Genomic DNA, 17418 nt, shown 5'->3' on the forward strand with positions numbered 1-17418 from the left:
CATAATGGCCACGCTCAACGTTCGGCTGGATGATAAACTCAAAAAAGAGGCTTATGCCGTGCTGGAGAAACTCGATATGACGCCAACGGAGGCGGTACGCCTGCTGTTTCAATACATTGCGGAAAATGGCCGCATGCCGGTGAAAAGTATGACCATCAGCGATGGCGAAGCGGCGTTGTTACGCACCGTTCGCGAGCGGCTGGAAAACCCACGGCCGGGGGTTAAGGTGAGTCTGGATGACCTATGAACTGGAGTTTGATCCACGAGCCTGGCGCGAATGGCAGCTTGGCGAGACGGTCAAAAAACAGTTCAAAAATAAGCTCCAGCAGATTGTGCAGAATCCGCGAATTGAGTCGGCCAGGCTGAGCGATTTGCCGGATTGCTACAAAATCAAGCTTAAGGCGTCAGGTTATCGGCTGGTGTATCAAGTACGAGATAGGGTGGTGGTGGTTTACGTTATTGCCATTGGCAAAAGAGAGAAAGCGGCCGTTTATCATCAGGCGAATAAACGGCTCTAAACGCTATCGCAAATGATGCACGACCTGGTTGCTGCTGCCGCGCCAGATCAGCGCCGGGTCTTTTAAATCCTGCACAAACTTACCGTCGACCAGCACGTTGATCAGGTTCACCACCTGCATCTGCGCCTCATTCAGCTCTTCCAGCTTATAGCCGGTCCAGACCCAGATATCTTTGCCGGGGCATTCGGCGCGCACGCGCTGAACCAGCTTTAAGATCTCCGCGATGTTTTGCGGATGCAGCGGATCGCCGCCGGAGAGCGAAATCCCCTGGCGCTTGATGCGGGTGTCGTTGAGGTCGGCGATGATGCGGTCGGCCATCTCGGTCGTGAAGGGCATGCCGGAATTCACCCTCCAGGTGCTTTTGTTGTAGCAGCCTGGGCACTCGTGGACGCAGCCGGAGACAAACAGGGTGCAGCGGGTGCCGGGGCCGTTGACAATATCTACCGGGTAGTACTGATGGTAATTCATTGTTTCCTCTTCTCATTTGCCGCTGCAGCGGCGTTGGCTGCGCTCGCTCGCCCGGGTCACTTACTCCAGTAAGCTCCCCGGGACTTACTCGTTTGCCGCCTTGCTACAACGCCAACTGATTTGAGGAAACCCACCTGGCTGTCTGGGATCCCTTCGTTTGCCGCCTTGCTCTGACGTTATTTGCTTTGCGAAAACGGAGGAGTGCGGCCATTTCCCGGCGTCGCTGCGCTCGGCCGGGCTACCAGGGGCTGATGCCCTCACCCCGGCCCTCTCCCATGGGGAGAGGGGGAAAATCCGCGCCGGGCTCAACGGCGTGCTCGAACGATTCCCTCTCCCTTGAGGGAGAGGGGTAGGGTGAGGGTGAGAACTCTGCGCAGGAGTGGTAGCCCGGATAAGGCGCTGCGCGCCGCTATCCGGGAAAAGCGCATTGTTCTTTAACCGATCTGCCCATTGCCCAGGTGCTTCACGCGGCGCTTCACTTCTTCCTGCTTGCCGGCGTTGAACGGACGCGCGTCCGGGCTACCGAGGTAGCCGCACACCCGGCGGGTAACGGAAACGCGGGAGGCGTCGTGGTTACCGCATTTCGGGCAGGTAAAACCCTTGCTGGTGCACTCGAACTCGCCGGTGAAACCACACTCGTAGCATTCATCGATCGGCGTATTGGTTCCGTAATACGGCACATGCTGATAGCTGTAATCCCACACGTACTCCAGCGCCTTCAGGTTGTGCTGGATGTTCGGGTATTCGCCGTAGCAAATGAAGCCCCCGTTGGCCAGCGGCGGATACGGCGCTTCAAAATCGATCTTGTCGTACGGGTTGACCTTCTTCTCCACGTCGAGGTGGAAGCTGTTGGTGTAGTAACCTTTGTCGGTCACCCCTTCCACCACGCCAAACTCGGCGGTATCGAGACGGCAGAAGCGATCGCACAGGTTTTCGCTCGGCGTGCTGTACAAGCTAAAGCCGTAGCCGGTCTCTTCCTTCCACAAATCGACGGCGTCGCGCAGGCGCTGGACGATGGCCACACCCTTCTCGCGCAGCGCCTCGCTGTCGTACATGTGCTGATTGCCGTACAGCGCATTGATGGTTTCATGGATACCGATATAGCCCAGCGAAATCGACGCCCGGCCGTTTTTGAAAATCTCGGAGACGTCGTCGTCGGCTTTCAGTCGCACGCCGCAGGCCCCTTCCATATAGAGGATCGGCGCCACGCGCGCTTTTACCCCTTCCAGGCGGGCAATACGGGTCATCAGCGCTTTGCGCGCCAGCTGCAGGCGCTCGTCCAGCAGCGCCCAGAAGGCGGCTTCGTCGCCTTTCGCTTCCAGGGCGATGCGCGGCAGGTTGAGGCTGATAACGCCGAGGTTATTGCGCCCATCGTGCACCTGCTCGCCGTTCTCGTTTTCCCACACCCCGAGGAAGCTGCGGCAGCCCATCGGCGTTTTAAACGACCCGGTAACCTTCACCACCTGGTCGTAGTTGAGGATATCCGGGTACATGCGCTTGCTGGCGCACTCCAGCGCCAGCTGTTTGATGTCGTAGTTCGGATCGCCGAACTTATGGTTCAGGCCGTCACGGATCGCGAACACCAGTTTCGGGAACACCGCGGTCTTACGGTTTTTACCGAGGCCGGCAATGCGGTTACGCAGAATCGACTGCTGGATCAGCCGCGATTCCCAGCTGGTGCCGAGGCCGAACCCGAAGGTGACGAACGGCGTCTGGCCGTTGGCGGTATGCAGCGTGTTAACCTCATACTCCAGCGACTGGAAGGCGTCGTAGCACTCTTTTTCGGTACGGGCGCGGGCATAGCCTTCGGCATCCGGGATCTGCCACTCTTCGGCGATTTTGCGATGCTTGTTAAAGCTTTCGCTGACGAACGGCGCCAGCACTTCATCGATGCGGTTAATGGTGGTGCCGCCGTAAATATGGCTGGCGACCTGGGCGATGATCTGCGCTGTCACCGCGGTGGCGGTAGAGATAGACTTCGGCGGCTCGATCTCCGCGTTGCCCATCTTAAAGCCCTGGGTCAGCATGCCTTTCAGGTCGATCAGCATGCAGTTAAACATGGGGAAGAAGGGCGAGTAATCGAGGTCATGATAGTGGATCATGCCGCGTTCGTGGGCCATCACCACATCGTGAGGCAGCAGGTGCTGCCGGGCGTAGTGCTTGGCGACGATACCGGCCAGCAGGTCGCGCTGGGTCGGGATGACTTTACTGTCCTTGTTGGCGTTTTCGTTGAGCAGCGCGGAGTTGGTCTGCTCGACGAGACCGCGGATCTCCTGATTGAGGCGGCCGCGCTTCTCACGCTGGCTATCGCGGTCATGGCGATACTCAATGTAGGCGCGCGCCAGCTGCTTATAGGGGCCGGACATCAGCTGGTTTTCCACCGCGGTCTGGATCTCATTGATGTCGACCTGGGCGCGGCCCTGCATTTGTTGGCTAACGACTTCTGCGACGGTGGCGCAATAGTCTGCGTCATCGACTCCCGCTGCTTTAGCTGCACGCAGAATTGCTTCCTGAATGCGCTCTGACTTGAACGGCACTTTACAGCCATCACGTTTCATCACATGCGGTGTCATGATCACTCCATATATAGAACAGGTTATCCACAGAGGCGGAGGTTATCCCGAAGGCGCTGCGCGCTACGGCTCGTGCTGTTTGCCTTCAGATCCGGCCCGTTTTATCCACATCTCATCACCGCCAGACATCGATAAGATATGGTGACATAATAGACGATTAATACAACATGTAGGGCCGGGACGCATTTTAAGTTCTATATGTAGTGATTTGCATCAAAGATGTTTGCGATTTTATTGACCCAGAACAAGGTAAAAAGGTGAGAGTACGGATGATGGGCGCTGGCGATAAATGTAAATTTATCTGGCTGGAAAATAAGCAAAAATGCCTGGCGTTCGCCACCGGCGCCAGGCATGACATCCTCATCTCGGGAGGGCAGGGGATACCTTACGCCTGCAGCCACCATACCGCTTCGAACGGCCGCAGCGTCAGCCCGGTCGGGCGGGGCGTGGTCTCGGCATAGTTGCTGATAATCATCTTCCAGTCGCCTGGGGCCTCCTCTGGCTGCCAGGTCTGCAGGTCGCGGCTCAGGTTGGCGGCGACCACCAGCGTTTGTCCCTGCCACTGACGGCGATAACACCACAGCGACGGATGGTCAGGCAGGAGATCCTGATAATCGCCCCAGGTCAGCAGCGGCAGGGTTTTACGCAGCGTAATCAGCTGCTGATAGGCATAAAACACCGAATCGGGGTCCGCCAGCGCCGCCTCGACGTTGATCTCCCGGTAGTTATCGCCAAGGCCGATCCACGGTTCGCCGTCGCTGAAGCCACCGTTCTCGCCGGCGTGCCACGGCATCGGCGTGCGGCTGTTGTCGCGCGACTTGCTGGCAAGGATCGCCAGCAGTTCGTCCGGGCTTTGCCCCTGCGCCGCACGTTCGATAAACATGTTGTGGCTTTCGACGTCACGGTAATCGCTAATGCTGTTGAAGTGCGGATTGGTCATGCCGATCTCTTCGCCCTGGTAAATATAGGGCGTGCCCTGCATGCCGTGCAGCACCATCGCCAGCATCTTCGCCGCCGGCACCCGGTACGCGCCTTCGTCGCCAAAGCGCGAGACGATGCGCGGCTGATCGTGGTTACACCAGAACAGCGCGTTCCATGCCCGGTTGTGCATCCCCTGCTGCCAGTGGCGGAACAGCGCCTTCAGCGCCACATAGTCCGGGCGGGCGAGGGTCCACTTCTCCCCTCCGGGATAATCGACTTTTAAATGGTGGAAGTTAAAGGTCATCGACAGCTCGCGGCCGTCCAGCGCGGCGTACTGCTGGCAGTGTTCCAGCGAGGTGGAAGACATCTCGCCGACGGTCATCAGATGACGCGGGGTGAAGACATCGCGGCTCATCTCCTGCAGGAACTCATGCACCCGCGGGCCGTCGGTATAGAAGCGGCGGCCATCCCCGTCCAGATCGCAGGGAAAGGTCTGGTCTTTTGAGATCAGGTTGACCACGTCGAGGCGCAGACCGTCGACGCCGCGGTCAGCCCAGAATTCGCAGACCTTTTTCAGCTCGGCGCGCACCGCCGGATTCTCCCAGTTGAGATCCGCCTGCTCAATGGCGAACAGGTGCAGATAATACTGCCCGCTGTCGGCGTGCCACTGCCAGGCGTTGCCGCCAAACTTGGAGCGCCAGTTGTTCGGCAGGGCGTCCGGTTCGCCATCGCGCCAGATATAGAACTGACGGTAGGGGCTTTCCTTATTCAGCGACTGACGGAACCATTCGTGTTCGGTCGAGGTATGGTTCAGCACCATATCCAGCACGATGCGGATCCCGCGGGCCTTCGCCTCCGCCACCAGGGCGTCAAAGTCGGCCATCGTGCCGTAGGAGGGATCGATGGCGGTGTAGTTCGCCACGTCGTAGCCGTTATCCACCTGCGGAGAGACGTAGAACGGCGTCAGCCAGATGGCGTCTACCCCAAGCTTTTGCAGATAGTCGAGGCGGGAGGTGACGCCGCGCAGGTCGCCGGTACCGCTGCCGGTGGTATCCTGAAAACTCTTCGGATAGATTTGATAAATAACGCCGTTTTGCCACCAGTGGGGGAGTTGATTCATAGTACTTTCCTGCTGCAACGAGGGGCGCCAAAGGCGCCCCGAAAGAAGAAGTTAGACAATCTGCAAGGTGCCCTGACGGTACTTGCGCTGATACACCACGGTGGTGAGGATAATCGGCACCACCACCGCGATGGCCATCGCCATGGCGTACACCTGCCAGTAGGTAGGCTGGATGGAGAGGATCCCCGGCAGGCCGCCGACGCCGATGCCGTTCGCCAGCACGCCGTTCAGGCCGCACAGCAGGCCGGCGAGGCCAGAGCCGATCATTGCGCACAGCATCGGGAAGCGGTACTTCAGGTTGATACCGTACATTGCCGGCTCGGTGACCCCGAGATAGGCGGAGATCGCCGCCGGCACCGATATTTCACGTTCATTCTGCTTGCGGCTGGCGATGATGATGCCGACCACCGCCGACGCCTGGGCAATGTTGGACAGCGCAATCAGCGGCCACACCGGGGTACCGCCCATGCTCTGGATCATCTGCATATCGATGGCGAGGGTGGTCTGGTGGACACCGGTTATCACCAGCGGCGCGTAGAGGAAGCCAAACAGCGCGGCGCCGATCGGCGCGAAGCTGCCGGTTAACAGATGGCGCACCGCGAAGGCCACGCCGTCGCCGATCAGGCGGCCGAACGGACCGATAATGGCGTGCGCGAGGAATACCGCCAGGATCAGCGAGCAGACCGGCACAATGACCAGGTAGAGGTAGTCCGGCACAATGCGCTTGAGGCGCGTCTCGATAAAGCCTAAGGTCAGGCCTGCCAGCAGGGCCGGGATCACCTGCGCCTGGTAGCCGACTTTAGCAATGGTAAACAGGCCGAAGTTCCACACCTCCGGCACCTGCTGGCCGAGGAGATAGGCATTCATCAGCTGCGGGGAGACGAGGGTGACGCCAAGGACGATCCCGAGGATCGGCGTACCGCCCATCTTCTTCACCGCCGACCAGCAGATCCCCACCGGCAGATAGAAGAAGATCGCCTCGCCAATCAGCCACAGGAAGTCATAGATGGTTTTCAGCGACGGGTGCATCTGGGCCAGCGTCTGGCCATTGCTCATGGGTAAGTCGCCGATGACGTTGCGGAAACCGAGGATCAGACCGCCGCTGATCAGCGCCGGCAGCAGGGGGAAGAAGATCTCGGCGAAGTGCGAAATCAGCTGTTCATGCCACTTCATATTTTGCCGCGCGGCCTGTTTGACCTGCTCTTTATCGGCGGAAGTCTGGCCAGTGGTCGCCAGCAGGGCCTTGTAGTAATCGCCCACCTCGGTGCCGATGACCACCTGGAACTGGCCGGCGTTAGTGAAGCATCCCTTCACCATGCGCAGCTGCTCAATCTCTTTTGGTCTGGCGATGGCCGGGTCGTTCAGCACAAAGCGCAAACGGGTAATACAGTGGCTGACGGTGGCGATATTGCCGCGCCCGCCCACCAGTTCGATCAGTTTATCGATGTCCTGCTGGTTTACTTTGCTCATGATGAAGCCTCAAAAACAGAGGGGGAGAGATGCCGTTTTTACCTTGAGGGCATCCTAACCGTTCCGCTTGATTTGCAAAATGGGAACGTTCCCGAAACCCGGCGACGATCACATAAATCGCCCGAACGAGATTAATTCAGGGCGGCGGGAATGACGATCTGGCGGGGATCGACGCTGCCGGCGATCTGCTCGATCAACTGCCGGGCGGCCCGGCGTCCGGACTCGGCATAGCCCGGATCGACGGTCAATATTTCCGGGTGGAGAAACTTCATCAGCGGCGTGCTGCCGACGCTGGCGAGCTGCAGCGCATCGCGGCCCTGCTGCTGGAGATATTTGCTGGCGCCGAGGGCGAGGGTATCGGTGGCGCAGACCAGGGCGCTGGTCTCGGCCGTCAACACGCTGGCGACGGTGTCATACCCCTGCTTCATGCCCAGCCCCGGCAGGGCGGCGGTGGGCGTCAGACGATGCTTTTTACAGAAGGCGAGGTAGGCGAGATGTCGGCGTTCGCCGGTGGTGACGTCGCTGTGCGGTACGCCAAGGAAGCTGATGTGGCGATGTCCGCGTTCGTAGAGCCGCTGCATCAGCAGCGTGATGGCCCCCTCGTCGTCATAGCACACCGAGGCGAAGCCGGGGGCGTCGCGGGCCATCAGCACCAGGGTGTCGCGCCAGGGGGCGAGCATCGCCTCGTCGATGCCGGTAAAACCGAACAGTACCACGCCGTCAATATTACGCCGGGCGAGCATGCCGAGATGCTCCTCCACCAGCCCCGGGGAGAACTGACTCTCCATCATAATCGGGTCGTAACCCTGCTCATAAAAGGCGGGCAGCATGGTCTGCACGGCGAGGTTTTCCGACAGCGAATCGAGACGGGTGACGATAATCGCCACCACTTTATCGCTCTGGCCGCGCATGGCGCGGGCGGAACGAGAGGGCGAGAAACCGTGCTGCTGCATCACCGCTTCGACGCGCTCGCGGGTCCGTTCGCTGACCCCGCTCTCGTTGTTGAGGACGCGGGATACCGTTGATTTCCCTACGCCGCTTAAGCGCGCGATATCTTTGATGGTCAGCCGGTTCTGCATGCGGAATTCTCGTCAGGGGGTAGAAGTGAGCATAATGCTACTCAACCAAACCGCAATGAGCAAAGTCTGGTTTACGTTCGGTTTAGTTGCGCGGGTTTATCATCGCCATTATTGCCACACAATCCTTAACGAGGGCGCTATAATCCGCGCCGTTTATATTCACTTACCGGAGATAGTTATGGACCCCGATCCCACTCCTCATCCTCGATGGAGCAACCTTTCTTTCCGGTAAGCCTGTTTAACACTGCTTTACCGGAAAGCGTAAAGCAGTGACGTCCTTGATGTCCCTGCCATAAAAATAACATGCCTGACAGGTAGGTTTTGCTACGCCCGTCGGCAACGCTGCGTTCGCTTTGGCGAGCGCGGAGGGACTGTTTATGCTGAAAAATTATACCCGGCAGCTGTTCGCACAGCTTAGCCGCCATCTGCCACGCCGTTTAGTCCAGCGCGATCCGCTGCCGGACGCCCGCCATCTGGCGAGCGGCCCCATTCCTGAGTCGCTGGGCAAACAGTGCCTGGACGTGGCGGCGATGGACGACCAGGAGATCTGGCGCGCCTTTGACAGCCACCCTGAAGGGCTCAATGAAGGCGAAGTGGCGGCGAAAATCCTCAAACACGGTGACAACCAGATCCCGGCGCAGAAGCCCTCGCCGTGGTGGGTGCATCTGTGGACCTGCTACCGCAACCCGTTCAATCTGCTGTTGACGGTGCTCGGCATCGTCTCCTATTCCACCGAGGATCTGTTCGCCGCCGGGGTTATCGCCCTGATGGTGGGGATCTCGACGCTGCTCAACTTCATCCAGGAGGCGCGCTCGACCAAAGCGGCGGATGCGCTGAAGGCGATGGTGAGCAATACCGCCACCGTGCTGCGGGTGGTCAACGAGCAGGGGGAGAGCCGCTGGCTGGAACTGCCTATCGACCAGCTGGTGCCGGGCGACATCATCAGGCTGTCGGCGGGAGACATGATCCCGGCCGACCTGCGTATCCTGCAGGCGCGGGACCTGTTCGTCGCCCAGGCCTCGCTGACCGGCGAATCGCTGCCGGTGGAGAAAGTGGCCCGCAGCCGCGATCCGCTGCAGCAGAACCCGCTGGAGTGCGACACCCTGTGCTTTATGGGCACCAACGTGGTGAGCGGCTCGGCGCAGGCCATCGTTTTCGCCACCGGCGGCCACACCTGGTTTGGTCAACTGGCCGGCCGCGTCAGCGAGCAGGAGAGCGAACCGAACGCCTTCCAGAAAGGCATCAGTCGGGTGAGCATGTTGCTGATCCGCTTTATGCTGGTGATGGCCCCGGTGGTGCTGCTGATCAATGGCTACACCAAAGGCGACTGGTGGGAGGCGGCGCTGTTCGCGCTGTCGGTGGCGGTCGGCCTGACGCCGGAGATGCTGCCGATGATCGTCACCTCGACGCTGGCGCGCGGGGCGGTGAAGCTGTCAAAACAAAAGGTGATCGTCAAACACCTCGACGCCATTCAGAATTTTGGCGCGATGGACATCCTCTGCACCGATAAAACCGGCACCCTGACCCAGGATAAAATCGTGCTGGAGAACCATACCGACGTCTCCGGCAAGGTCAGCGAGCGGGTACTGCATGCCGCCTGGCTCAACAGCCACTACCAGACCGGCCTGAAAAACCTGCTCGACACCGCGGTGCTGGAGGGCGTTGAGCTGGAGGCCGCCCGCGGGCTGGCGGCGCGCTGGCAGAAGGTAGATGAGATCCCCTTCGACTTCGAACGCCGCCGCATGTCGGTGGTGGTGAAAGAGCAGGACGACGCGCATCAGCTGATCTGCAAAGGGGCGCTGCAGGAGATCCTCAACGTCTCAACCCAGGTGCGCTACAACGGCGATATCGTGCCGCTGGACGACACCATGCTGCGCCGCATTCGCCGGGTGACCGACACCCTCAACCGGCAGGGGCTGCGGGTGGTGGCGGTGGCGACCAAATATCTGCCGGCCCGCGAAGGCGACTACCAGCGCGCCGATGAGTCGGACCTGATCCTGGAAGGCTACATCGCCTTCCTCGATCCGCCGAAAGAGACCACCGCTCCGGCGCTGAAAGCATTAAAAGCCAGCGGCATCACGGTGAAGATCCTCACCGGCGACAGCGAGCTGGTGGCGGCCAAGGTGTGCCATGAAGTGGGGCTGGATGCTGGCGAAGTGGTGATTGGCAGCCAGATTGAAGCGATGAGCGACGACGAGCTGGCGGCGCTGGCGAAACGCACCACGCTCTTCGCCCGCCTGGCGCCGCTGCATAAGGAGCGTATCGTGACGCTGCTGAAACGCGAAGGCCACGTGGTGGGCTTTATGGGCGACGGCATCAACGACGCCCCGGCGCTGCGCGCGGCGGACATCGGCATCTCGGTCGACGGCGCGGTGGATATTGCCCGCGAGGCGGCGGATATCATTCTGCTGGAGAAGAGCCTGATGGTGCTGGAGGAGGGGGTGATCGAAGGCCGCCGCACCTTCGCCAACATGCTCAAGTACATCAAAATGACCGCCAGCTCCAACTTCGGCAACGTCTTCAGCGTGCTGGTGGCCAGCGCCTTCCTGCCGTTTCTGCCGATGCTGCCGCTGCACCTGTTGATTCAAAACCTGCTGTACGATGTCTCCCAGGTGGCGATCCCGTTCGATAACGTCGATGATGAACAGATCCGCAAACCGCAGCGCTGGAACCCGGCCGATCTCGGGCGCTTTATGGTCTTCTTCGGCCCGATCAGCTCGATTTTCGATATCCTCACCTTCGGCCTGATGTGGTGGGTGTTCCACGCCAATACCGTGGAGATGCAGACCCTGTTCCAGTCCGGCTGGTTTATCGAGGGGCTGCTGTCGCAAACGCTGATTGTGCACATGATCCGCACCCGGCGCATTCCCTTCGTCCAGAGCCGCGCCGCCTGGCCGCTGTTCGCCATGACCCTGGTGGTGATGGCGGTGGGGATCGCGCTGCCGTTCTCGCCGCTGGCGGGCTATCTGCAGCTGCAGGCTCTGCCGCTGAGCTACTTCCCGTGGCTGGTGGCGATCCTGGCGGGCTATATGGTGCTGACCCAAACCGTCAAAGGCTTCTACAGCCGCCGCTACGGCTGGCAATGAGGGGAAGGTTTACGGATGACCCACGTAAAAAAGGCAGCCTGCGGGCTGCCTTTTTTCATGCCGAGGTTAGCGATCAGCGACGCACGGCGATGGCTTCGATCTCGATCTTCACATCTTTCGGCAGACGCGCCACTTCAACGCAGGAGCGCGCCGGGAAGGTGGCGTTGTGCTCGGTGAAGAACGCTTCGTAAGTGGCGTTAACGGTAGCGAAATCGTTGAGGTCTTTGACGAAAACGGTGGTCTTGACGATATCGCCGACGGTGAGGCCAGCGGCTTCAACGATCGCTTTCACGTTGTTCAGCGACTGGCGCGCCTGTGCGGACACGTCTTCCGGAACGCTGCCGGTTTTCGGGTCGACCGGGATTTGGCCAGAGGTGATGATCATGCTGCCGAGGTCAACGCCCTGAACGTATGGGCCAATCGCTGCTGGTGCATTTTCCGTCGCAATAGTTTTGCTCATGTTATCTCCAGATGAACTGAGTAATGTTACGCAAAATCATTCAGGTTGCCGCCAGGCGATAAGCGCTGTATCGCCGGCGCAGACGCCGCCTGAAGGACGAAGCGTAGGGTGGTAGCCATTATAGGGAGGCCTACCACCAATACCAACCGCATTTAGTTGGCCAGCACCACATAATGAGAAAACTCTTTTTCGCAGTATTTACATTTGAGTGCGATGTCATCAGCGCGCTTTTTCACTGCAAAACTGGAAGAAACCGGTTCGGCGTGGCTGATACAGTTGCTGTTCGGGCAGACCAGCACGCTGTCGATACGATCCGGCAGGCTCGGGCGGGATTTGCCCACCACTTCGTAATCATCAATGCGGTTTACCGTCGCCTGCGGGGCGTATAACGACAGCTGGTTAACCTGCTCGTCGGTCAGGAAGGTGTTCTCGATTTTAATCAAGTCTTTGCGGCCCATCTCGCCGGAGGGCAGGTTCAGGCCGATGGTGATGCGCTGGTCGGTTTCGGTCAGTTTGAACAGGGTGAGCAGCTTAAAGCCGACCTGCGCCGGGATGTGGTCGATCACGGTGCCGCGTTTGATCGCTTCTACCTGCAGTTTATTGTCGTGTGTCATCTCTCATTTCCCCCTTACAGAGCCAGCTCGCTATTCAGTACCAGTGCCAGTAACGCCTGGCGGGCGAAGATGCCGTTACCGGCCTGCTGGAAGTACCAGGCGTGCGGCGTTTTATCGACATCGGTGGTGATTTCGTCAATGCGCGGCAGCGGGTGCAGCACCTTCATGTTAGCGCGCGCCCCTTCAAGGTCGGCGGCGCGCAGGACGAACTGCGCTTTGACGTTGGCATATTCCGACGGATCCAGACGTTCTTTCTGCACGCGGGTCATGTACAGAATATCCACTTCCGCCATTACGTCGTCGATGGCGCTATGCAGGCTCCAGGCGATACCTTTTTCATCCAGCATATCGAGGATGTATTGCGGCATGGCCAGCGCGTCCGGGGCGATGAAGTAGAAGCGGTTGCCGCTGAACTTGGCCAGCGCCTGGGTCAGGGAGTGGACGGTACGGCCATACTTCAGATCGCCGACCATCGCCACGTTGAGGTTTTCGAGGCGGCCCTGGGTCTCCTGAATGGTGAACAGGTCGAGCAGGGTTTGGGTCGGGTGCTGGTTAGCGCCGTCGCCGGCGTTCAGTACCGGCACGCCGCCGGAGAATTCGGTCGCCAGACGGGCCGCGCCCTCCTGCGGATGACGCATCACGATGGCATCAACGTAGGTGCTGATGACGGAGATGGTATCCGCCAGCGTTTCCCCTTTTTTGCCCAGCGAAGTGTTGGCGCTGTCGGAAAAGCCGACCACGCTGGCCCCCAGGCGGTGCATCGAGGTTTCAAAAGAGAGGCGGGTGCGGGTCGAGGCTTCAAAGAAACAGCTGGCGATAACCTTATGCTTCAGCAGCTCGGGTTGTGGATTGGCTTTCAGCTTTGCCGCCGTCGCCAGCACCAGTTCGAGGTCTTCGCGGCTGAGATCGTTTATGGAAATGATATGTTTTTGATATAGCGGGTTAGCCATGCTTATCTCCTGACGCCTGGGCAAAAAAAAAGCCCCTTAAATAAGGGGCTTCGGGAATCCAATGAGCAACGGAAAGAAAAACGGCAGGCCAGCGTCTGCATTGAGACGCGCTAAGACAGAATGTCGTACGCAATTGGCCATGCTTCCTCCCGGCAAAACGACTGGCATTATACGCAGACCGTTATGACGATCAAGCGATTCATTCACAATCAGGTAATCGTTTGCCTGCAGAAAAGTGCGCCAGCGCAAAGAACCATGAAACTGTACTGGTATGGCAGCGGCGATGGGGGTATAAAACGCAAAAATGAAATGTTGTTTTATATTTGAGGTAAGCGATGATTATTGGCAATATCCACCATCTGCAGCCGTGGCTGCCGGCCGCGCTGCGCGAGGCTATCGAACACGTTATCGCCCATGTCAGCGAGGCGACGCCGCTGGGTAAACACGATATCGACGGCGACAACCTGTTTTATCTGATTTCCGAAGACACCACCGAGCCGCAGGCCGCACGCCGCGCGGAATATCATACCCGCTATCTCGATATCCAGATTGTGCTCCGCGGCAGCGAGGGGATGACCTTCAGCACCTTGCCGGCAGGAGAGCCGCAGACCGACTGGCTGGCGGAGAAAGACATCGCTTTCCTGGCGGAGGGGACGCAGGAGCAAACGGTGATCCTTAACGAAGGGGACTTTGTGGTGTTTTATCCCGGGGAAGTGCATAAACCGCTGTGCGCCGTGGGCGCGCCGGCGAAGGTGCGCAAAGCGGTGGTGAAGATGCTGATGGCGTAACGCAGCGCCCTGACGGGCGGTATCCCGGATACGCGCCGAGCGATCCGGGATTTGACGGCGAGCGAAGGACTATTTGCTCAGCGTCGCCACCATCACCGCTTTGATGGTGTGCATCCGGTTTTCCGCCTGGTCAAAGACCACGCTTGCCGCCGACTCAAACACCTCGTCAGTCACTTCCATGCCGCCGTGCAGGCCGTAATCGGCCGCCATCTGTTTGCCCAGCGTGGTCTGGTCGTCATGGAACGCCGGCAGGCAGTGGAGGAACTTGACCTGCGGATTGCCGGTCAGCGCCAGCATCGCGCTGTTAACCTGATAGTCGCGCAGCAGGGCGATACGTTCGGCCCATTTTTCCTTCGCCTCGCCCATTGAGACCCAGACGTCGGTATAGATAAAATCGGCGCCTTTCACCCCCGCGGCGATATCTTCCGTCAGGGTGATGTTGCCGCCCTGCTGTTTCGCCAACGCGGTACAGGTTTCCACCAGCGCGGCCTCCGGCCAGCAGGCCGATGGCGCCACCAGGCGCAGATCCAGACCGGTCAACGCGGCGGCTTCCAGCATCGAATTGCCCATGTTGTTGCGCGCGTCGCCGGCGTAGACCAGCGTCATCTGGTTAAAGGCTTTGCCCGGCAGGTGCTCTTTCATGGTCAGCAGGTCCGCCAGCAGCTGGGTAGGGTGGTACTCGTTGGTGAGGCCGTTCCATACCGGCACGCCGGCATATTGCGCCAGGGTCTCCACCACTTCCTGGCCGTGGCCGCGATACTGAATGCCGTCGTACATCCGTCCGAGCACACGGGCGGTGTCCTTGATCGACTCTTTATGGCCAATCTGGCTGCCGCTGGGCCCCAGGTAGGTCACGCGGGCGCCCTGATCGTATGCGGCAACTTCGAAAGAGCATCGTGTACGGGTTGAGTCTTTTTCGAAGATGAGCGCGATGTTTTTCCCTGCCAGTTTCTGGACTTCGATACCGTTTTTCTTATCGGCTTTCAGCTTTGCCGCCAGCTCGAGCAGGGCGGTGATTTCTGCAGGCGTAAAATCGAGTAACTTTAAAAAATGCTTCTGGTAAAACTCAGACATGGTTCCCTCACCTGGCATAGGCCACTAATTGAATTAAAATTCAATTTATATGTATGAATATTCATTTGCAAGTCTGTGATCGAAATCTTTCACTGAGAAGTGGAGGCAATGACGGCGGTATGTGACAATAGGGATAACTGCCGCACATTATGAGGAACGAGCCATGGCAAACCCGGAACACCTGGAAGAACAGCGTGAAGAGACGCGTCTGATTATCGAAGAGCTGCTGGAGGATGGCAGCGATCCGGACGCACTGTACACGATTGAGCATCACCTCTCTGCAGACGATTTCGAAACCCTGGAGAAAGTGGCGGTGGAAGCCTTTAAGCTGGGCTACGAAGTAACCGAGCCCGAAGAGCTGGAAGTGGAAGAGGGTGAAGTGGTCATCTGCTGCGATATTCTGAGCGAATGCGCCCTGAACGCAGAACTGATCGATGCCCAGGTGGAACAGCTGATGACGCTGGCAGAAAAATTTGACGTCGAGTATGACGGGTGGGGCACCTACTATGAGGACCCCAACGGCGAAGAAGACGGCGATGATGACGAAGATTTTGTCGATGAAGACGACGATGGCGTTCGTCACTAAGTCGCAGATGTTGTAGATGGATACGGCGGCGCCAGCCGCCGTATAGCAAGGAACTTCCATGGATTACCCGCAGATACTCTCCCCGATTATCAACTTCCTGCACTGCCCGACGCCGCAGGCGTGGATTGACGAAGCCCGCAAGCCGGAAAACCTGCCGCTGCTGCTGACCGACCATATGGTGTGCGAACTGAAAGCGGCGCAGAACGCCATGCTGCTGGTGCGTCGCTACGTCGCGGATAAAGCCGACGCCGATGAGCTTCTGGACTGCCTGAAGCCGTATGAAGACTTCACCTACCGCCGGGGGCCGGAGCCGGATTTTGTCGCTCTGCATAAGCGGATCAACAAAAGCGCCATGCCGCAGACCGACGACCCATGGGGCCGTCAGCTGCTGGACAGCATGATTTTGCTGATTAAAGAGGAGCTGCATCACTTCTGGCAAGTGCGGGAGATGATGCTGGCGCGCGATATCCCCTATGTCAAAATCACCGCCAGCAACTATGCCCGCGGCCTGCGGCGCGAAGTGCGCTCACATGAGCCGGTGATGCTGATCGATAAGCTCATCTGCGGCGCCTATATCGAGGCCCGCTCCTGCGAGCGCTTTGCGGCGCTGGCGCCGTGGCTGGACGACGATCTGCAGAAGTTCTATCTGTCGCTGCTGCGCTCGGAAGCGCGTCACTATCAGGACTACCTGGATCTGGCGCAGAAGATTGCCGGAGAAGATATCAGCGAGCGGGTACGCCAGCTCGGCGAGGCGGAAGCGGCGCTGATCCTCCGTCCGGAGGCCGAGTTCCGCTTTCACAGCGGCGTGCCGGCGGCGGCGTAGCCCACGCTATTCGGCCCCTGTAGCCCCGGTAGCCACTAATACCGGCAGTTTCAGTAGTCATGGGGAGAGATAGCGTTGAGAGCTTCAGCTCGCAATAGTACGGGCAGTAGGTTGGGTAAGGCGTTAGCCGCCACCCGACAAAAAAACGGCACCGCGAGCACGGGTAAGGTGCCAGCAGTGCCATCCGGGACATACCCCGGTAGCGCTGCGCTTAGCCGGGCTACCGAACTGTAGCCCCGGTAAGCGTAGCGCTACCGGGGACGCCTGCGATATCGAGGCGCTACAGCGTTTTCAACATCCGCACTTCGCAGTCCACGTGGCCGGTGCAGCCCAGCGGACCGTCAATATGTTCGAAGCCAAGATGCTCATATAAGCCGATCGCCTCCGTCAGGAAGGCGGTGGTTTCCAGATAGCAGCGTTTAAAGCCCTGCTCGCGGGCGTAGTCCAGCGCCAACAGCGCCAGCTTCTTCGCCAGCCCCTGGCCGCGGGCGCTGGTCATAAAATACATTTTCTGCAGCTCGCAGATATCCGGCTCGCTGCAGGCGAGCGGCGCGACGCCTCCGCCGCCCACCACTTCTCCCTCTTTCTCCACCACCCAGTAGGCGGAGCCCGGCTGGCTGTACAGCTCATACAGCTCATCGAGATTCGGGTCGGCGACCGTATAGCCTTTATCGGCGGTCAGGCCGTATTCAGCGGAGACCTGACGGATGACCCTGGCGATGGCGGGATTGTCTGCCGCCGTAATGCGACGCAGCAACGTCGCCGCGGGGACGCTCGTATTCATACAATGACTCATTACCCAAAAAAGACGAATGATGATGTTAATAACATCGCGGCAGGGGAGAGCGCAAGCGAGGATGTTTCATAAAAACGCCCCTTGCCGGGTGG

General features: G+C 59.3%; 20 protein-coding genes. 7 read left to right on the forward strand and 13 right to left on the reverse strand.

Features of this window, described 5'->3' with window-relative positions:
- The first annotated feature begins 4 nt into the window (after window positions 1-4).
- Both ACQUTI_RS21635 and ACQUTI_RS21640 read left to right on the forward strand, forming a co-directional pair.
- On the forward strand, window positions 5-247 hold the full coding sequence (locus tag ACQUTI_RS21635) for a type II toxin-antitoxin system RelB/DinJ family antitoxin (RefSeq protein WP_002886901.1): 243 nt from the start codon (window positions 5-7) through the stop codon (window positions 245-247).
- Complete coding sequence (locus ACQUTI_RS21640) at window positions 237-518, forward strand: type II toxin-antitoxin system RelE family toxin (RefSeq protein WP_017900571.1); 282 nt, start codon at window positions 237-239, stop codon at window positions 516-518. Before ACQUTI_RS21635 ends, ACQUTI_RS21640 begins: the two co-directional genes overlap by 11 nt.
- A gap of 3 nt (window positions 519-521) precedes the next feature.
- Here the strand turns inward: ACQUTI_RS21640 and nrdG are convergent, their stop codons facing one another.
- From nrdG to treR, 5 genes are all read right to left on the reverse strand, one after another.
- The gene (nrdG, locus tag ACQUTI_RS21645; protein ID WP_032456904.1) at window positions 522-986 is read right to left on the reverse strand and encodes an anaerobic ribonucleoside-triphosphate reductase-activating protein; all 465 of its coding nucleotides are present in this window, start codon (window positions 984-986) and stop codon (window positions 522-524) included.
- Window positions 987-1420: 434 nt separating this feature from the next.
- Window positions 1421-3559: an anaerobic ribonucleoside-triphosphate reductase gene (nrdD, locus tag ACQUTI_RS21650; RefSeq protein WP_428923363.1), complete on the reverse strand. Its 2139-nt coding sequence runs from the start codon at window positions 3557-3559 to the stop codon at window positions 1421-1423.
- A 385-nt stretch (window positions 3560-3944) separates the two neighbouring features.
- A complete protein-coding gene (gene treC / locus ACQUTI_RS21655) occupies window positions 3945-5600 on the reverse strand; it encodes an alpha,alpha-phosphotrehalase (RefSeq protein ID WP_049003742.1) in 1656 nt (551 codons plus the stop codon).
- 51 nt (window positions 5601-5651) lie between these two features.
- Window positions 5652-7070, reverse strand: coding sequence for a PTS trehalose transporter subunit IIBC (treB, locus tag ACQUTI_RS21660; protein ID WP_017900568.1), 1419 nt, complete (start codon window positions 7068-7070; stop codon window positions 5652-5654).
- A gap of 131 nt (window positions 7071-7201) precedes the next feature.
- Window positions 7202-8149: a trehalose operon repressor TreR gene (gene treR / locus ACQUTI_RS21665; protein ID WP_004206520.1), complete on the reverse strand. Its 948-nt coding sequence runs from the start codon at window positions 8147-8149 to the stop codon at window positions 7202-7204.
- A gap of 178 nt (window positions 8150-8327) precedes the next feature.
- On the opposite strand from treR, the gene mgtL reads away from it, so the two are divergent.
- On the forward strand, window positions 8328-8381 hold the full coding sequence (mgtL, locus tag ACQUTI_RS21670; RefSeq protein ID WP_219340445.1) for a mgtA regulatory leader peptide MgtL: 54 nt from the start codon (window positions 8328-8330) through the stop codon (window positions 8379-8381).
- A 145-nt stretch (window positions 8382-8526) separates the two neighbouring features.
- A complete protein-coding gene (gene mgtA, locus ACQUTI_RS21675; protein WP_004206521.1) occupies window positions 8527-11235 on the forward strand; it encodes a magnesium-translocating P-type ATPase in 2709 nt (902 codons plus the stop codon).
- Between the two features lie 73 nt (window positions 11236-11308).
- Here mgtA and ridA read toward each other — a convergent pair whose 3' ends face one another.
- The 5 genes from ridA to ACQUTI_RS21700 all read right to left on the reverse strand — a co-directional run bounded on the left by ridA (window position 11309) and on the right by ACQUTI_RS21700 (window position 13400).
- Window positions 11309-11695: a 2-iminobutanoate/2-iminopropanoate deaminase gene (ridA, locus tag ACQUTI_RS21680; RefSeq protein ID WP_002886926.1), complete on the reverse strand. Its 387-nt coding sequence runs from the start codon at window positions 11693-11695 to the stop codon at window positions 11309-11311.
- Between the two features lie 152 nt (window positions 11696-11847).
- Window positions 11848-12309 (reverse strand): aspartate carbamoyltransferase regulatory subunit, encoded by a 462-nt coding sequence (gene pyrI, locus ACQUTI_RS21685; RefSeq protein WP_002886927.1) that lies wholly within the window; start codon window positions 12307-12309, stop codon window positions 11848-11850.
- Window positions 12310-12323: 14 nt separating this feature from the next.
- Window positions 12324-13259, reverse strand: a complete 936-nt coding sequence (gene pyrB, locus ACQUTI_RS21690; protein ID WP_004206522.1) for an aspartate carbamoyltransferase — start codon at window positions 13257-13259, stop codon at window positions 12324-12326.
- Between the two features lie 2 nt (window positions 13260-13261).
- Window positions 13262-13321 (reverse strand): pyrBI operon leader peptide, encoded by a 60-nt coding sequence (locus tag ACQUTI_RS21695; RefSeq protein WP_227650304.1) that lies wholly within the window; start codon window positions 13319-13321, stop codon window positions 13262-13264.
- Entirely contained in the window at window positions 13296-13400 is a 105-nt protein-coding gene (locus ACQUTI_RS21700) for a pyrBI operon leader peptide (protein WP_002886930.1), read from the reverse strand. Before ACQUTI_RS21700 ends, ACQUTI_RS21695 begins: the two co-directional genes overlap by 26 nt.
- A 194-nt stretch (window positions 13401-13594) precedes the next feature.
- Between ACQUTI_RS21700 and ACQUTI_RS21705 the strand changes: the two genes are divergently transcribed.
- Entirely contained in the window at window positions 13595-14047 is a 453-nt protein-coding gene (locus ACQUTI_RS21705) for a YhcH/YjgK/YiaL family protein (protein ID WP_017900567.1), read from the forward strand.
- A 69-nt stretch (window positions 14048-14116) separates the two neighbouring features.
- Here ACQUTI_RS21705 and argF read toward each other — a convergent pair whose 3' ends face one another.
- Both argF and argL read right to left on the reverse strand, forming a co-directional pair.
- Entirely contained in the window at window positions 14117-15121 is a 1005-nt protein-coding gene (argF, locus tag ACQUTI_RS21710) for an ornithine carbamoyltransferase (protein WP_043519330.1), read from the reverse strand.
- Complete coding sequence (gene argL, locus ACQUTI_RS21715) at window positions 15091-15186, reverse strand: putative translational regulatory protein ArgL (RefSeq protein WP_370743245.1); 96 nt, start codon at window positions 15184-15186, stop codon at window positions 15091-15093. Before argL ends, argF begins: the two co-directional genes overlap by 31 nt.
- Window positions 15187-15284: 98 nt before the next feature.
- Between argL and rraB the strand changes: the two genes are divergently transcribed.
- A complete protein-coding gene (gene rraB, locus ACQUTI_RS21720; RefSeq protein ID WP_004206524.1) occupies window positions 15285-15707 on the forward strand; it encodes a ribonuclease E inhibitor RraB in 423 nt (140 codons plus the stop codon).
- A gap of 58 nt (window positions 15708-15765) precedes the next feature.
- Window positions 15766-16530 (forward strand): tRNA isopentenyl-2-thiomethyl-A-37 hydroxylase MiaE, encoded by a 765-nt coding sequence (gene miaE, locus ACQUTI_RS21725; protein ID WP_043519333.1) that lies wholly within the window; start codon window positions 15766-15768, stop codon window positions 16528-16530.
- Window positions 16531-16810: 280 nt separating this feature from the next.
- Here the strand turns inward: miaE and ACQUTI_RS21730 are convergent, their stop codons facing one another.
- Window positions 16811-17314 (reverse strand): GNAT family N-acetyltransferase, encoded by a 504-nt coding sequence (locus ACQUTI_RS21730; protein WP_017900565.1) that lies wholly within the window; start codon window positions 17312-17314, stop codon window positions 16811-16813.
- Window positions 17315-17418: the final 104 nt, after the last annotated feature.

Origin of the sequence: Klebsiella sp. 7-CIP_Kleb. (assembly GCF_050378655.1) — a bacterium.
In the GTDB taxonomy this organism is placed as follows: Bacteria; Pseudomonadota; Gammaproteobacteria; order Enterobacterales; family Enterobacteriaceae; genus Klebsiella; species Klebsiella quasipneumoniae.

Bases quoted from the DNA above. Each gene is read 5' to 3' on its own strand.
- miaE (WP_043519333.1), top strand. From the start codon at position 15,766: ATGGATTACCCGCAGATACTCTCCCCGATTATCAACTTCCTGCACTGC.
- ACQUTI_RS21705 (WP_017900567.1), top strand. From the start codon at position 13,595: ATGATTATTGGCAATATCCACCATCTGCAGCCGTGGCTGCCGGCCGCG.
- ACQUTI_RS21700 (WP_002886930.1), bottom strand. From the start codon at position 13,400: ATGGCCAATTGCGTACGACATTCTGTCTTAGCGCGTCTCAATGCAGAC.
- ACQUTI_RS21635 (WP_002886901.1), top strand. From the start codon at position 5: ATGGCCACGCTCAACGTTCGGCTGGATGATAAACTCAAAAAAGAGGCT.
- argF (WP_043519330.1), bottom strand. From the start codon at position 15,121: ATGTCTGAGTTTTACCAGAAGCATTTTTTAAAGTTACTCGATTTTACG.
- nrdD (WP_428923363.1), bottom strand. From the start codon at position 3,559: ATGACACCGCATGTGATGAAACGTGATGGCTGTAAAGTGCCGTTCAAG.
- rraB (WP_004206524.1), top strand. From the start codon at position 15,285: ATGGCAAACCCGGAACACCTGGAAGAACAGCGTGAAGAGACGCGTCTG.
- pyrB (WP_004206522.1), bottom strand. From the start codon at position 13,259: ATGGCTAACCCGCTATATCAAAAACATATCATTTCCATAAACGATCTC.
- treB (WP_017900568.1), bottom strand. From the start codon at position 7,070: ATGAGCAAAGTAAACCAGCAGGACATCGATAAACTGATCGAACTGGTG.
- nrdG (WP_032456904.1), bottom strand. From the start codon at position 986: ATGAATTACCATCAGTACTACCCGGTAGATATTGTCAACGGCCCCGGC.
- treR (WP_004206520.1), bottom strand. From the start codon at position 8,149: ATGCAGAACCGGCTGACCATCAAAGATATCGCGCGCTTAAGCGGCGTA.
- ACQUTI_RS21730 (WP_017900565.1), bottom strand. From the start codon at position 17,314: ATGAATACGAGCGTCCCCGCGGCGACGTTGCTGCGTCGCATTACGGCG.
- ridA (WP_002886926.1), bottom strand. From the start codon at position 11,695: ATGAGCAAAACTATTGCGACGGAAAATGCACCAGCAGCGATTGGCCCA.
- treC (WP_049003742.1), bottom strand. From the start codon at position 5,600: ATGAATCAACTCCCCCACTGGTGGCAAAACGGCGTTATTTATCAAATC.
- argL (WP_370743245.1), bottom strand. From the start codon at position 15,186: ATGAATATTCATACATATAAATTGAATTTTAATTCAATTAGTGGCCTA.
- ACQUTI_RS21640 (WP_017900571.1), top strand. From the start codon at position 237: ATGACCTATGAACTGGAGTTTGATCCACGAGCCTGGCGCGAATGGCAG.
- pyrI (WP_002886927.1), bottom strand. From the start codon at position 12,309: ATGACACACGACAATAAACTGCAGGTAGAAGCGATCAAACGCGGCACC.
- mgtA (WP_004206521.1), top strand. From the start codon at position 8,527: ATGCTGAAAAATTATACCCGGCAGCTGTTCGCACAGCTTAGCCGCCAT.